Below are 13401 nucleotides of genomic sequence, written 5' to 3' on the forward strand. Positions count from 1 at the left end.
TGGGTGAGGGGCGCGGTCGGGGCGGGTTCCTGAGACTGGGGGCATCGCTTCGATCGAGGTGATGACCGGGAGTTTTCCACTCCATCCCAGTGAGGGAGCACCACCATGTCCGTAATCACCGTCGGCACCGAGAACAGCACGTCCATCGATCTCTACTACGAGGACCACGGGTCGGGGCAGCCCGTCGTCCTGATCCACGGCTATCCGCTGAACGGTGCGTCGTGGATGCCTCAGACCCGCGCGCTTCTCGCGGCGGGGTACCGGGTCATCACCTATGACCGCCGTGGGTTCGGCCGGTCCAGCCAGCCCAGCGTCGGCTACGACTACGACACGTTTGCGGCGGATCTGGACGTCGTGCTGACGACCCTCGATCTGAGCGACGTCCTCCTCGTCGGATTCTCGATGGGAACCGGTGAGGTCGGCCGCTACACGGCGACGTACGGCACCGACCGGCTCGCGAAGATCGCCTTCCTCGCGCCGATCGAGCCGTTCCTGCTCCGGACCGACGACAACCCGGCAGGCGTTCCCCAGGAGGTCTTCGACGGGATCGTCACAGCCGCGAAGGACGACCCGTACGCGTTCTACTCGTCGTTCTACGAGAACTTCTACAACCTCGACGAGAACCTCGGCTCCCGCGTCAGCCCGGAGGTCGTCACCGCGAGCTGGAACGTCGCGACGGCCGCCTCGCTGCGCGCGGCCTGGGCGGTCGTGCCGTCCTGGTACGAGGACTTCCGCGCCGACATCGTGAAGATCCGCGCGAGCGGCGTCCGCAGCCTCATCATGCAGGGCACCCTCGACCGCATCCTGCCGATCGACGCGAGCGGTCGGCCGTTCCACGCGGCGTTCCCCGAGAGCGACTACATCGAGATCGAGGGCGCCCCGCACGGCTTCGGCTGGACCCACTCCGCCGAGGTGAACGACCACCTGCTCCGCTACCTCGCGTCCTGACCGACCCGATCAGAGAGTGAGGAAGGCTGAATCATGAGCGCATGGATCATCACCGGTGCCACGTCCGGCATCGGGCGCGCAGTGACCGAGAAGCTTCTCGCAGGAGGGCACCAGGTCGCCGCACTGGCACGCAACGCGGAAGCACTCACCATGCTGGAGCGTCAGCATTCCGGTCGCCTGTGGTCGATCCACGTGGACGTGACGGACACCCCAGCGCTGCGTGACGCAGTCGATGAGGCCTTCCTCGCCCTGGGGCGGATCGACGTGGTCTTCTCCAACGCCGGCTCGGGAGCATTCGGTGCCGCGGAGGAGCTCGATGACGCCGTCATCGACCAGCAGATCGCCCTGAACATGCTCGCGCCCATCCAACTGATCCGAGCGGTGCTGCCCTACCTGCGCGAGCAGGGCGGAGGCCGCATCCTCCAGATGTCGACCATGGGCGGGCAGATCACGACGACCGGGGGCAGCATGTACCACGCGTCGAAGTGGGGGATCGAGGGCTTCACCGAATCGGTGATGACCGAGGTCGCGGACTTCGGCATCGGCGTCACCCTGATCGAGCCCGGAAACGTCAGAACCGCCTTCGGCGCCGCGCTCACCGTGGCCGCTGCGCTCCCCGCCTACGCCGACACGACGGTGGGGCAGGTCCGTCGACACATCGACGCCGCCGGCGGCAATCTCACCGCCACGGCCCTCGGCGACCCTGACCGAGTCGCGGACCAGATCATCGCCGCCGCCGCGCAGACACCAGCACCCAGGCGGGTCATCCTTGGCAGCGATGCGGTGACCGCCATCCGTGCAGCCCTGGAACTACGCCTCCGAGAACTCGACGCCGGCCAAGCGGTATCGGCCAGCACCGACCTCCCCTCCGGCACCTGACGCTCCCGCGAGCGCCCCGCACGCATACCTCCACAGGAAAGAAGGATCACCATGTCGACCCCATCAACACTGACCACCGCCCGCGATTTCTGGGAGAGCTGGGGGCGTGGTGATCTGAACACCACCTGGAGCGACTTCGTCTCGGACGACATCGTCATCCACCCCTCCTCCGGATACGAGTTCACGCGCGAGAGCTGGCGGGAGGCCGACCAGGCTCTCCACGACTCCTTCGACGACGTGCAGCTGCAGATCCTCGACCAGATCGCGGACGGCGACAAGGTCGCCACCCGCTGGTCCGTGACCGGGCGCCAGCACAGCGAGTTCTTCGGCGTTCCGTCCACGGGAAAGACCGCCACCCTGACCGCGACCGTCTTCGAACGCGTCGAGGACGGGAAGATCGCCGAGCACTGGGCCGAGGTGGGAGTTCCCCAGTTCCTCCAGCAGCTCTCCGCATAGCTCGAGACCCGCCTACAGGAAGCACGGACCACCATGTCGAAAGCCCATTTCAACGATCTCGGCGAGCTCGATGACCTCGTCACCTTCGCCGACTACGCCGAGCTCACCCGCCTCGCCCTCGAGGTCGCCTGGCGGGTCGACAACGGCCAAGCGGTGACCCTGCCCGACCTCTTCACCGAAGACGGATCCATCGCCACACTCGGCGAACCCCACGTCGGGCACGACGCCATCCGATCCTGGGGTCTGATGATGGACACGGACAGCCCCATCCCCGGTGTGCGCCACGTTCTCACGAACTTCCGCTTCACCGGCAGCGGCCCCGCCACCGCCATGGGGACGATGTACATCACCGCCTACCTCGACGGCGCTCCCGCCGGGCAGCGCACACTGCCCTTCGCGATGGGCCTCGGGACCGATCACTACCGCCGCACCTCGAACGGATGGAAGGTCGCCTCACGCGGCTTCGATCCGTACTTCCTCCGCGAATAGAGCTCACCCCCCTCCGACCCGCACCGGCTCACACGGTGCGGGTCGGAGCGCTCGCCCTGCCCCTCGTGGAGGAGAACCGGTGCTGATACTTCGAGGGGGGAATGGATACGTGGGTGATGAACGCCCGGCGGAGCGATTCGGACGAGACGAACCCCGAATCCTCCGCCACCCGCGTGACGCTGTGGCCCATGTCCAGCAGCGACTTGGCCTTGTCCAGTCGCACCAGCTCCACGTACTTGCTGGGACTCATCGACAGCTCGTCACGGAACAACCGCGAGAGGTGGCGCGGACTCACACGCGCGAGCGCGGCCATGCTGCTCGCCGTGTGCTCACCGGCCGGGTCCGCTGTGATCGCGTTCACGACGCCCTGCAACAGCGATCCCTCTCCCACCGGGACGATCAGACTGTCGGCGAACTGCGTCTGGCCACCCTCCCGTCGCAGGTACACGACCAGGGCGCGAGCGACCTGCCGAGCGACATCGACTCCTTCGTCCTGCTCGAGAAGAGTCAACGCCAGATCGATCCCCGCCGTGACGCCGGCCGACGAGTGCGTGGAACCGTCCTGGACGACGATCGCGTCGGCCTCGACCTGAATCGAGGGATAGCGCTTGGCGAGCTCTCTCGCGTGATGCCAGTGAGTGGTCGCCCTCTTGCCGTCCAGGAGACCCGCCGCCGCGAGCACGAAAGCACCCGTGCAGATCGACGCAGTGCGAGACGCTCGGTGCGACATGCTGAACGCCGCCGACGCCAGATCGTCGGTGACCTCGTTCGCGGGGAACGTCTCACCACCGGTCACGATCATCGTGTCGAACGCTTCTGCCGATGTCGCCGCAGCATCCACCGGGATCCGCATCCCGAGAGACGTTCGGACATCCCGTCCGTCCACCGAGACCAGGCCGACCCGGTAATCGGCGCCGAAGTGATTGGCCTCCCCGAAGACCTCGGTGGGGCCCGCCAGGTCGAGGAGCTTCATGCCGTCGAAGACGAGGACGCCTACTCGATGGATGGGATTCGACATGGTCGGCCTCTCCGTGCTCGCTGGATCGTGCAGCGCGATACAGCCGATGCGTCACACTCGGTACGCGAACGAGCCCGGTGGCTCGAGTAAAGCACGCCTGCAGACTCGCCGCCCCGTCATCACATGGCCTCTCGAACACCCGATCTAAGAAGGAAGGGCTCAGCGTTCGACGGTGCCGCGCACGGAACTCGTCGCGTCGGACCAGTCGGCACGTCCCAGGTCGGCAACCTCATCGCCGACGGCAGTCGCGGTGAGCTGGTACCAGTGGCCGCTCGCGTTGACGCGCCACTGTTCCTGCAGGGAGCAGAGGACTAGCTGCGTTGTCCCGTAAGGGGATCGTTCACCGGTACACGTAGACGTGTGAGTTTCGGCGTTCTGTGGCGGCGTGTTGACGCCGCTTCGTGTCGCGCCTAGTCGAGGAGTTCGGCCTGGATCCGAGCGGCGACGGCCTCGCGGAGGGGGCGGACACTCTCAGCGCTCCAGTCGGTCGGGTCGGGGAACTTCCATTCCAGGAACCGGCCGGTCGGGGTCGCGGGCAGGGTGAGGCCGGGTTTCATGGCGACGACGACGTCCGCGTTTTCGAGGTCCTCGACCGTGACGGCGCGAGGGGTGCGGTTGCTGATGTCGAGGCCGAGCTCCGCGACGGTCGCAGCGATCGCAGGGTTCACCGAGTCGGCGGGGGAGAGGCCGGCGGAGGTGGCGGTGTAGCGGTCGCCGGCAAGGACTTCGAGCAGGCCTGCGCCGAGTTGGGAGCGGCCGGCGTTGTGCTGGCAGAGGAAGAGGACGGTGGGCTTCTCGGTCATGCGGTGATGCTGCTTCCGGTCATCGTGCGGGTCCAGGTCTGGGTCGCGATCTGCACGGCATCCCACGGGGAGCCGAGCGGTGGCGTGTAGGAGAGGTCGAGGTCCGAGACCTGCTCGACGGTGAGCCCCGCGAACAGGGCGGTCGCGTAGGTGTCGACGCGCTTGGCCGTCTCGGTGCCCAGGCGGCCGACGAGCTGCGCGCCGAGCAGGCGCCCATCGCGCGTGTCGCCGGTGATGCGGATCGTGATCGGCTGTGCGCCCGGGTAGTACCGCTTGTGGTCGTCTGCGACCGCGGTCGTCGTCGCCGGGACGTACCCGGCGGCGAGAGCCTCGTGCTCGCGCAGGCCGGTGCGGGAGGCGACGAGGTCGAACACCTTCACGACCTGCGTGCCGACGGAGCCGGCGAACCGGGCGGTGCCGCCGAGAGCGTTCTCGCCGGCCACCCGGCCCTGCTTGTGCGCGGTGGTGCCGAGCGGCAGGTAAGTGGTGCCGAGCAGGCGGTGGTGGGTGGTCACTCCGTCGCCCGCGGCGAACACGTGCGGGAGGCCGGTGCGCATCGCCTCGTCCACGACGACGGCGCGACCTGCGCCGAGGGACGCTCCGGCGCGGGCGAGCAGATCGGTGTTCGGCTTCACGCCGACCACCAGGAGGACGACGTCGGCGGTCCGAGTGAGGGGTGCGCCGTCGTGGTCGGCGTGCACGGAGAGGCCGGTCGCGGTCTTCTCGATCGAGGCGACGGTGGTGCGGGTGAGGACGTCGACGCCGTGCTGGTCGAGCTCGGTGTGGACGAGGGCGCCGAGTTCGGGGTCGAGGGTGGAGAGCACCTCCGGTCCGCGCTGCAACTGGGTCACGCGCAGGCCTCGAATGGTGAGGGCTTCGGCCATCTCGAGGCCGACGTAGCCGGCGCCGACGATGATCGCGGTCTGCGGGTCGCGGCTGTCGAGGTAGCGCTCGAGCGCGAAGGTGTCGCCCATCGAGTGCAGCACGTGCACTCCGTCCTCCGGCCCCAGCTTGTCCAGTCCGGCAATGCCGGCGGAGGACGCGAGGGCGCCGGTGCCGACGATCAGCTCGTCGTAGCCGATCCGATCGAGCGAGCCGTCGGGGGTGCGGACGGTGAGCTGCTGCCCGGCGACGTCGATATCGGTCGCGAAGGTGTCCAGGCGCAGGGTCATTCCGGTGGCTTCGAGGTCGGCGTGGGTGCGGTGTGCGAGCGACTGCCAGGGCTGCACCTCGCGGGAGAAGTAGTACGGGATCCCGCAGATCGAGAAGTTCGGGTACGAGTCGGCGACGACGACGGTCACGTCGACGGACGGGTCGAGCTCGCGGGCGCGCAGCGCGGCGGAGATCCCCGCGTCGCTGCCGCCGATGGCGACGAGATGCATCCTGCTCCTTCGGTCCGAGAACAACGACCGAACACTGACGCCCGTCGATGAACAGGAAGTGACACGCACGTGTCGCCACATCGACACGCGTCGATCTATCGGAGTCGCATGGTCTCGGCTGTTCAGCCGGCTCGGTCAGACGGTGACGAGGAGCTGTGCGAGGGAGTCGAGCGCGCCGGGCACCAGGCGGTAGTAGGCCCAGGTGCCGCGCTTGTCGCGGCTGAGGATCCCGGCGTCGACGAGGACCTTCAGGTGGTGCGAGACGGTCGGCTGGGAGAGACCGAGCGGTTCGGTCAGGTCGCAGACGCACGCCTCGGCGTCGGCGTGCGCGGCGACCATCGAGATCAGCCGCAGTCGCGCCGGGTCGGCGATCGCGCGGAGGGAGCGGGCGAGCTTCTCGGCGTTCTCGGCATCCATCGCCTCGCGGGTGAGCGGTGCGCAGCACGCGGTCACGTCCGCCAGCGGAAGCATCTCGAGAACAGCCATACCCTCAGTGTGCCACGCGGATCGACCGGCATCGATGGACTGCGGCACTCGTCCAGGCATCGATGAGGATCGATGTAGGGTCTTCATCGATCATCATCGATGCCTTCCCGAGGAGCTCTCCAGCATGACCGTGCTCGCCATCGCCATCTTCCTGGTGACCCTGACGCTGGTCATCTGGCAACCGAAGGGACTCGGGATCGGCTACAGCGCCCTCGGCGGTGCGGTGATCGCGCTGGTCACCACAGTCGTTCAGCTCTCCGACGTCCCGACCGTGGTCGGAATCGTCTGGAACGCCACCCTCGCCTTCGTGGCGATCGTGCTGATCTCGCTGATCCTGGACGAGTCCGGATTCTTCGAGTGGGCCGCGCTGCACGTCGCGCGCTGGGGCCGGGGACGCGGGCGACTGCTGTTCGTGCTGATCGTGCTGCTGGGGGCAGTGATCGCGGCGGTATTCGCGAACGACGGGGCGGCGCTGATCCTCACGCCGATCGTCATCCAGATGCTCCGCGCGCTGAATTTCTCCGCGAAGGCGTCCCTCGGCTTCATCCTCGCCACCGGCTTCATCGCCGATGCCGGCAGCCTCCCGCTGGTGGTGTCGAACCTCGTCAACATCGTCTCGGCCGACTTCTTCGACATCGACTTCGCCCGCTACGCCCTCGTCATGGTCCCTGTCGGCGCCGTCGCCGTCCTCGCGAGCCTCGGTGTGCTCTTCGCCTACTTCGGCCGCTCCATCCCGAAGCGCTACGACGTCGACGCGCTCGCCCGTCCTGCCTCCGCGATCAGCGACCCGCTCGTGTTCCGCACCGGCTGGATCGTCCTGGCCTTCCTGCTCATCGGCTACTTCGCCGCCGACCCGCTGCACGTGCCGCTCTCCGTCGTCGCGGGGATCGGCGCCGTCGCCCTCGTCGCTGTCGCCGCTCGGCAGCCGGCGTTCCTCTTCGCCCGCGTGCGTGCCGAGGAGCGCGAGCTCGTCGCCGCAGGCCGGCCCGGGTCCGGCAGTGCCCTCGACGCGGGCGAGCAGCCCGTGCGCCGGCGCATCCCGGTCCTGAAGGTGATTCGTGACGCTCCCTGGCAGATCGTGCTGTTCAGCATCGGCATGTACCTGGTCGTCTATGGCCTGCGCAACCAGGGCCTGACCGACGAGCTCGCCGGGGTCTTCTCGTTCTTCGGCGACCGCGGGACCGTCATCACCGCACTCGGCGTGGGCACCGTGATCGCGGTCCTCGCCTCTCTGATGAACAACATGCCCACCGTGCTCATCGCGGCTCTCGCCATCTCCGCCGCCGGAGCGACCGGACTGACGCAGGAGACGATGATCTACGCGAACGTCATCGGCTCCGACCTCGGCCCCAAGATCACCCCGATCGGCAGCCTCGCCACGCTGCTCTGGCTGCACGTCCTGGACCGCAAGGGCATCCACATCGGCTGGGCCCGCTACTTCCGCACCGGCATCGTCCTGACCATCCCCGTCCTCCTGATCACGCTGCTCGCCCTCGCCGCGTGGCTCACGATCCTCGAGTGAACATCCGGTACCGACATTGACGCACGTCGATGCATGCCGTCACACTGATATCGATCGGCGTCAATGCCATCCTTTCCCTCCACCCCACCCCGACCGGAGAGCACCATGACCGAGAAGCCCACCGTCCTGTTCGTCTGCATCCACAACGCGGGACGCTCGCAGATGGCCGCCGGCTACATGCGCGCCCTCTCGAACGGCGCCGTCGAGGTCCTCTCCGGCGGATCCGAGCCGGGAGATCAGATCAACCCGATGGCGATCGCCGCGATGGCGGAGGAGGGCATCGACATCTCGCAGGCCGTGCCCACGCTGATGACCACCGAGCAGGTGCGCGAGTCGGACGCCGTGATCACGATGGGCTGCGGCGACGTCTGCCCCATCTTCCCCGGCAAGCGCTACGAGGACTGGGCCCTCACCGACCCCAAGGGCAAGCCGCTCGAGGAGGTCCGCCCGATCCGCGACGACATCAAGGCTCGCGTGCAGGCACTGCTGGCCGAGCTGCTGCCCGCGAAGGTCTGACGATGAGCGACGTCAGCACCCGCCGCGCCATGCCGGGCCTCGTCTACCCTGAGGGCTACCTCGCTCGCCTCGCCGAGGAGCTCAGCGAGAAGTTCCACGGCGTCTTCGCCGCCGAGACCGTCGAGCGGTACGTCCTCGAGTCCTACACCGGGCTGCTGCGCACCTCGAAGGTCAAAGCCCACCTGGCGAGCCAGACCGTCCGCTTCGCCACCGACCGCCTCACCGCTCTCGCCCAAGCGAAGGGCGCGATCGCGCGGGAGGTGCCGGAGGTGCTGTTCATCTGCGAGCAAAACGCCGGCCGCTCCCAGATGGCCGCGGTCCTCACCGACGCGCTCTCCGGCGGCCGCGTGCACGTGCGCTCCGCAGGCTCCATGCCTGCCGCGGCCCTGAACCCGGCGGTCGTCGCCGCGATCGAGGAGATCGGGCTGGACGTGACCGACGCGTTCCCCAAGCCACTCACCGACGACGTAGTCCAGGCGGCCGATGTCGTGGTCACGATGGGCTGCGGCGACGCGTGCCCGATCTACCCGGGCAAGACCTACCAGGACTGGGACCTCACCGACCCGGCCGGCCTCCCGATCGAGGAGGTCCGCGTCATCCGCGACCAGATCAAGACCCGCGTCGAGGCCATGCTGGCCACCCTCGGCGTCGAGACGACAGGAGTCCCCGCATGACCGGCACGGACAGCGACACCATCGAGAACGTCGTCGTCGTCGGATCCGGCCCCGCCGGCTACACCGCCGCCATCTACCTCGCCCGCGCAGGCCTTGACCCGATCGTCCTCACCAGCGCCGTCGAAGCAGGCGGCGCCCTGGTGAACACCACCGAGGTCGAGAACTTCCCCGGCTTCCCCACCGGCATCATGGGCCCGGACCTGATGGAGAACATGCGCGCCCAGGCCGAGCGCTTCGGCGCTCGCATCGTCTACGACGACGCCACCGCGCTCGAGCTCACCGGTGATGTGAAGACGGTCACCACCGGCTACGGCGGCACCTACCGCGCGAACGCCGTTGTCCTCGCGATGGGCTCCGCCTACCGCAAGCTCGGCGTCCCCGGCGAGCGGCGCCTCACCGGACATGGAGTGTCCTGGTGCGCCACCTGCGACGGGTTCTTCTTCAAGGGCCAGGACATCGCCGTCGTCGGCGGCGGCGACTCCGCCCTCGAGGAGGCCATGTTCCTCACCCGCTTCGCAGCCTCCGTGACCCTCATCCACCGCCGCGACTTCCTGCGCGCGTCGAAGATCATGCAGGACCGCGCCCTGGCCGATCCGAAGATCCGCGTCCTGTGGAACACCGAAGTCACCGAGGCGCTCGGCGACGAGAAGCTCACGACGCTGCGCCTGCGCGACACCGTCACCGGCCAGGAGTCCGAACTCGCAGCTACGGGTCTGTTCATCGCCATCGGCCACGACCCCCGCTCCGAGCTCGTCCTCGGCCAGGTCGACGCCGACGACGAGAACTACGTCCGCGTCGCCTTCCCTACTACCGAGACCAACCTCCGCGGCGTCTTCGCCGCGGGAGATCTCGTGGACCACCGCTACCGCCAGGCGATCACCGCCGCCGGCACCGGCTGCTCCGCCGCCGCCGACGCCGAGCACTACCTCGCCGCCCACGGCCTCGCCTCCCTCGCCCAGGCCACCACCGCCGTCCTCGACGACGCCGTCACTGCCTAACCCGCACCACTGAGGAAAACCACCATGACGATGCTGCTGACCGTCCCGCCCCGCACCGACGAGCGCCGCCTCACGGGCCTGCCCGTCGCCGTTATCGGCGCCGGCCCCGTTGGCCTGGCCGCTGCCGCGCAGCTACTCGAGCGCGGCCTCGACGTCGTGGTCTACGAGGCCGGTGGGAGCGCCGGAGCTGCGGTGCAGCAGTGGGGTCACACCCGCCTGTTCTCCCCGTGGGAGTATCTGGTCGATTCCGCCGCCGGGCGCCTCCTAGACGCCGCAGGCTGGGAGGCGCCCACGGCGAAGAAGCTGCCCACCGGGCACGAGTTCGTTCGCGACTACCTCGCACCCCTCGCCGCGACCCCGCAGCTCGCCCCGGTCATCCGCTACCGCTCCCGCGTGCTGGCCGTGACCCGCGAGGGCATGGACCGCACCCGTTCCGTGGGCCGCGCCGCCACTCCGTTCCTGCTGCGTCTGGACACGCCGGAGGGCGCCGTCGACGTCACCGCGCGCGCGGTGATCGATACCTCCGGCACCTACTCGACCCCCAACGCGCTCGCTTCCGCGGGTCTGGACCCAATCGGTGTCCTTGATGTCGCGGAGCACCTCAGTCACGCGCTGCCGGACGTGCTCGGCGTCGACCGTTCCCGGTTCGCCGGGAAGCGGATCCTCGTCGTCGGCGCCGGCCACTCCGCCGCGAACACTCTGATCAAGCTCGCCCGTCTCGCCCGCGAGGAGCCGGAGACGCAGATCACCTGGGCGATCCGCGGCACCAGTCCGCTGCGCGTCTTCGGATCCGGCGACGACGAGTTGGAGGAGCGCGGCAAGCTCGGCGGCACCGTGCACCAGCTCGTCCGTGACGGCGCGATCACTCTCCTGGACCGCTTCGAAATCGACCGCCTCGAGAAGGCACCCTCCGGCGGCGTCACGGTGATGGGGCGGCGCCGGAAGGAGCGCGAGAGCGTGGAAGTCGATGTCGTGGTGCAGGCCACCGGGTTCCGGCCCGACCTCGACATGCTGCGCGAGATCCGCGTCTCCCTGGACGAGATCGTGGAAGCGCCGCGCGCACTCGCCTCGCTCATCGACCCGAACCTGCACTCCTGCGGCACCGTCGACCCCCACGGCGTCGCGGAACTCGCCCACCCCGAGCCGAACTTCTTCATCGCGGGGATGAAGTCGTACGGCAGGGCGCCGACCTTCCTGCTCGTCACCGGCTACGAGCAGGTCCGCTCCATCGCGGACGAGCTCGCCGGCGATCACGCCGCCGCCCGGCGCGTGCAGCTCGTGCTCCCCGAGACCGGCGTCTGCTCCACCGACATCGGATCCGCCGGAGGGAGCTGCTGCTCATGACCAGCATCCGGCCGATGACCCCCGAGGACTGGCCGGCGGTCGAGACGATCTACAGCGACGGGATCACGACCGGACACGCCACCTTCGAGGCCGAACCGCCCACGTGGGAGGCGTTCGATGGAGGGAAGCTCGACGTCGGGCGCCTGGTCGCCGTCGACGGAGAACAGATCCTCGGCTGGGCTGCGTTGTCGAAGGTCTCGACCCGGCCCGTCTACCGGGGCGTGGTCGAGCACTCCGTCTACATCGCCGCCGCCGCACGCGGCCGCGGCGTCGGATCGACGCTGCTCGCCGCGCTCATCGCCGCAGCGGACGACGCGGACCTGTGGACGATCCAGTCGAGCATCTTCCCCGAGAACACCGCCAGTCTCGCCCTCCACGACCGCGCGGGATTCCGGCGCGTGGGCATCCGGGAGCGCATCGCGCAGATGACATACGGGCCTGCGGCCGGCCGCTGGCGCGACACGATCCTCATCGAGCGAAGGCGACCGTGACGCCGTGACTCGCCCAGGGTCCGCGTGTATCGTGATCCTCACAACGGGCCGGTTCCCGGAACGTTGCCAGCCGAAGACCCCGCCTAGCGGGGTCTTCGTTTTTTAAGGCGTCCAGATCCAGTCATGCGACGTCGACGCGGCGACCAGTCCGCTCAACCGCACCATCGTCGCCACGGACTTCGGGTGCGACTCCGTCACCGTCTGGCGGCGTCGATGCAGATAGACCGCGAGGTCCACCGCCTGCAACCCGGCAGCGTTCCTCGAGGACGCGAACTGGATCGGGGAGGAAATCAGGTCGAGCTTGCTCGGCCGGTAGCCCGGCGTTCCCAGCAGCTGGTAGCTCTCGAACTGCCGCCGGTGCTCTTCCTGCGTCGCGATCTCGTCAGCGACGACGATCACCTCCTCTGTGTCGGAAGAGAAGACGTAGCGGCGGTACTCGTTCACCCGCTCGAGCAGGTGCTGCAAGACGACCTTGTGCGGCTGCTCCGGGTACCGGTACCGGGCGTTCAGGCGCTTCACGTCTACACCGCGGAACAGGTAACGGACCTCGGCCTCCTGCGCGATGCGCAGCGCGGCCGCGTAGATGCCGGCGGCCTCGCGATGCTTCCCGCGCAGGGGAGCCCACTCGCCGGCGCCGCCCATCAGCTCGTGCCCGTGGAACTCGACGTCGGCTGGCACCCCGTGGTCCGCGGCGATCTGCTCCCGGAGAGCGGCGTAGCCGTGCTCGAGCTGCTCCCACTTCTCCTGCGTTGTCACGGCAGCGCCGATGAAGTAGAAGTCCTGGGTGTAGGACTCGTCCACGTAAGCGATCAGCATCCGGTCATCATGTCAGCGACCTCCGCCACCACCAGCGGCAGAACAACGCCGATGAGCCGCTGCGAACGGCTCGCAGACGCGAGCACGTCGCGGGAGCACCGATGCTCAGGGTGCACGGAGGGCACCCGATCGATCTGTCGTCACTGGTGTTGTCCGCGGGTGCGGAAGATGCACTCGGTCGAGCAGAGCTCGTCCCGGTCGGGGCAGGCGGCGAGGTCGTGGTCGGCGCGGTCGAGGCGAGAGCGCAGCTCGTCCAGTCGTGCGCGTTTCTCGTCCAGCTGCCGCACCCGTTCCGCGAGGAGCGGGCGGAGCGCGTCGCGGACGTCGGTGCAGGAGGTGGTCTCGAGGGCACGCAGGTGCCGGCCGATGTCCTCGAGCGGGAGGCCCAGCTCTTTGCTGGACTCGATGAGGTCCAGGCGTGCGAGCACGTCCGCGTCGTAGTCGCGGTACCCGTTGCCGCTGCGGCCGGGGGTGATGAGTCCGATGGACTCGTAGTACCGCAGCGCCGTCGCGGAGACGCCGCTGCGCTTGCTGACGTCCGAGATCCGCACACGCCGACCCTACGGCTCGAATCCTCGC

16 protein-coding genes are annotated in these 13401 nt (G+C 68.7%); 10 read left to right on the forward strand and 6 right to left on the reverse strand.

The genetic code is table 11. The features are described from left to right. The first annotated feature begins 105 nt into the window (after positions 1–105). The 4 genes from GSU72_RS19925 to GSU72_RS19940 are packed head-to-tail and all read left to right on the forward strand — an operon-like array spanning position 106 to position 2772. Complete coding sequence (locus GSU72_RS19925) at positions 106–948, forward strand: alpha/beta hydrolase (RefSeq protein WP_159987007.1); 843 nt, start codon at positions 106–108, stop codon at positions 946–948. 33 nt (positions 949–981) lie between these two features. After that, positions 982–1827 carry an SDR family oxidoreductase gene (locus GSU72_RS19930; protein ID WP_159987008.1) on the forward strand — a complete coding sequence of 282 codons (846 nt, stop codon included), beginning with the start codon at positions 982–984 and terminating at the stop codon, positions 1825–1827. Between the two features lie 51 nt (positions 1828–1878). Beyond that, positions 1879–2283, forward strand: coding sequence for an ester cyclase (locus GSU72_RS19935; RefSeq protein ID WP_159987009.1), 405 nt, complete (start codon positions 1879–1881; stop codon positions 2281–2283). Positions 2284–2316: 33 nt separating this feature from the next. Then, on the forward strand, positions 2317–2772 hold the full coding sequence (locus tag GSU72_RS19940) for a nuclear transport factor 2 family protein (RefSeq protein WP_159987010.1): 456 nt from the start codon (positions 2317–2319) through the stop codon (positions 2770–2772). A 28-nt stretch (positions 2773–2800) separates the two neighbouring features. Here GSU72_RS19940 and GSU72_RS19945 read toward each other — a convergent pair whose 3' ends face one another. The 4 genes from GSU72_RS19945 to GSU72_RS19960 form a co-directional block, all read right to left on the reverse strand. Then, entirely contained in the window at positions 2801–3790 is a 990-nt protein-coding gene (locus GSU72_RS19945; protein WP_159987011.1) for a DJ-1/PfpI family protein, read from the reverse strand. 410 nt (positions 3791–4200) lie between these two features. After that, positions 4201–4593 carry a low molecular weight phosphatase family protein gene (locus tag GSU72_RS19950; RefSeq protein WP_159987012.1) on the reverse strand — a complete coding sequence of 131 codons (393 nt, stop codon included), beginning with the start codon at positions 4591–4593 and terminating at the stop codon, positions 4201–4203. Continuing rightward, positions 4590–5975 (reverse strand): FAD-dependent oxidoreductase, encoded by a 1386-nt coding sequence (locus GSU72_RS19955; RefSeq protein WP_159987013.1) that lies wholly within the window; start codon positions 5973–5975, stop codon positions 4590–4592. The genes GSU72_RS19950 and GSU72_RS19955 overlap by 4 nt, the downstream gene beginning before the upstream one ends. 135 nt (positions 5976–6110) lie before the next feature. Then, complete coding sequence (locus GSU72_RS19960) at positions 6111–6461, reverse strand: metalloregulator ArsR/SmtB family transcription factor (protein WP_159987014.1); 351 nt, start codon at positions 6459–6461, stop codon at positions 6111–6113. A gap of 124 nt (positions 6462–6585) precedes the next feature. On the opposite strand from GSU72_RS19960, the gene GSU72_RS19965 reads away from it, so the two are divergent. From GSU72_RS19965 to GSU72_RS19990, 6 genes are all read left to right on the forward strand, one after another. Further along, positions 6586–7983 (forward strand): arsenic transporter, encoded by a 1398-nt coding sequence (locus GSU72_RS19965; RefSeq protein ID WP_159987015.1) that lies wholly within the window; start codon positions 6586–6588, stop codon positions 7981–7983. Between the two features lie 105 nt (positions 7984–8088). Further along, positions 8089–8499: an arsenate reductase ArsC gene (locus GSU72_RS19970; protein WP_133963542.1), complete on the forward strand. Its 411-nt coding sequence runs from the start codon at positions 8089–8091 to the stop codon at positions 8497–8499. 2 nt (positions 8500–8501) lie between these two features. Beyond that, complete coding sequence (locus GSU72_RS19975; RefSeq protein ID WP_159987016.1) at positions 8502–9173, forward strand: arsenate reductase ArsC; 672 nt, start codon at positions 8502–8504, stop codon at positions 9171–9173. Next, entirely contained in the window at positions 9170–10171 is a 1002-nt protein-coding gene (trxB, locus tag GSU72_RS19980) for a thioredoxin-disulfide reductase (RefSeq protein ID WP_159987017.1), read from the forward strand. Before GSU72_RS19975 ends, trxB begins: the two co-directional genes overlap by 4 nt. A 24-nt stretch (positions 10172–10195) precedes the next feature. Then, positions 10196–11515, forward strand: a complete 1320-nt coding sequence (locus GSU72_RS19985) for an FAD-dependent oxidoreductase (protein ID WP_159987018.1) — start codon at positions 10196–10198, stop codon at positions 11513–11515. Further along, the gene (locus GSU72_RS19990; RefSeq protein WP_104277741.1) at positions 11512–12006 is read left to right on the forward strand and encodes a GNAT family N-acetyltransferase; all 495 of its coding nucleotides are present in this window, start codon (positions 11512–11514) and stop codon (positions 12004–12006) included. Before GSU72_RS19985 ends, GSU72_RS19990 begins: the two co-directional genes overlap by 4 nt. A 102-nt stretch (positions 12007–12108) precedes the next feature. On the opposite strand, the gene GSU72_RS19995 is transcribed toward GSU72_RS19990, so the two are convergent. Together GSU72_RS19995 and GSU72_RS20000 are read right to left on the reverse strand one after the other, a co-directional pair. Further along, positions 12109–12822 carry a DUF3800 domain-containing protein gene (locus GSU72_RS19995; RefSeq protein ID WP_159987019.1) on the reverse strand — a complete coding sequence of 238 codons (714 nt, stop codon included), beginning with the start codon at positions 12820–12822 and terminating at the stop codon, positions 12109–12111. Between the two features lie 140 nt (positions 12823–12962). Then, positions 12963–13373, reverse strand: a complete 411-nt coding sequence (locus GSU72_RS20000) for a MerR family transcriptional regulator (protein WP_159987020.1) — start codon at positions 13371–13373, stop codon at positions 12963–12965. Positions 13374–13401: the final 28 nt, after the last annotated feature.

The sequence above is a fragment of the Rathayibacter sp. VKM Ac-2760 genome, assembly GCF_009834185.1.
Taxonomy (GTDB): domain Bacteria; phylum Actinomycetota; class Actinomycetes; order Actinomycetales; family Microbacteriaceae; genus Rathayibacter.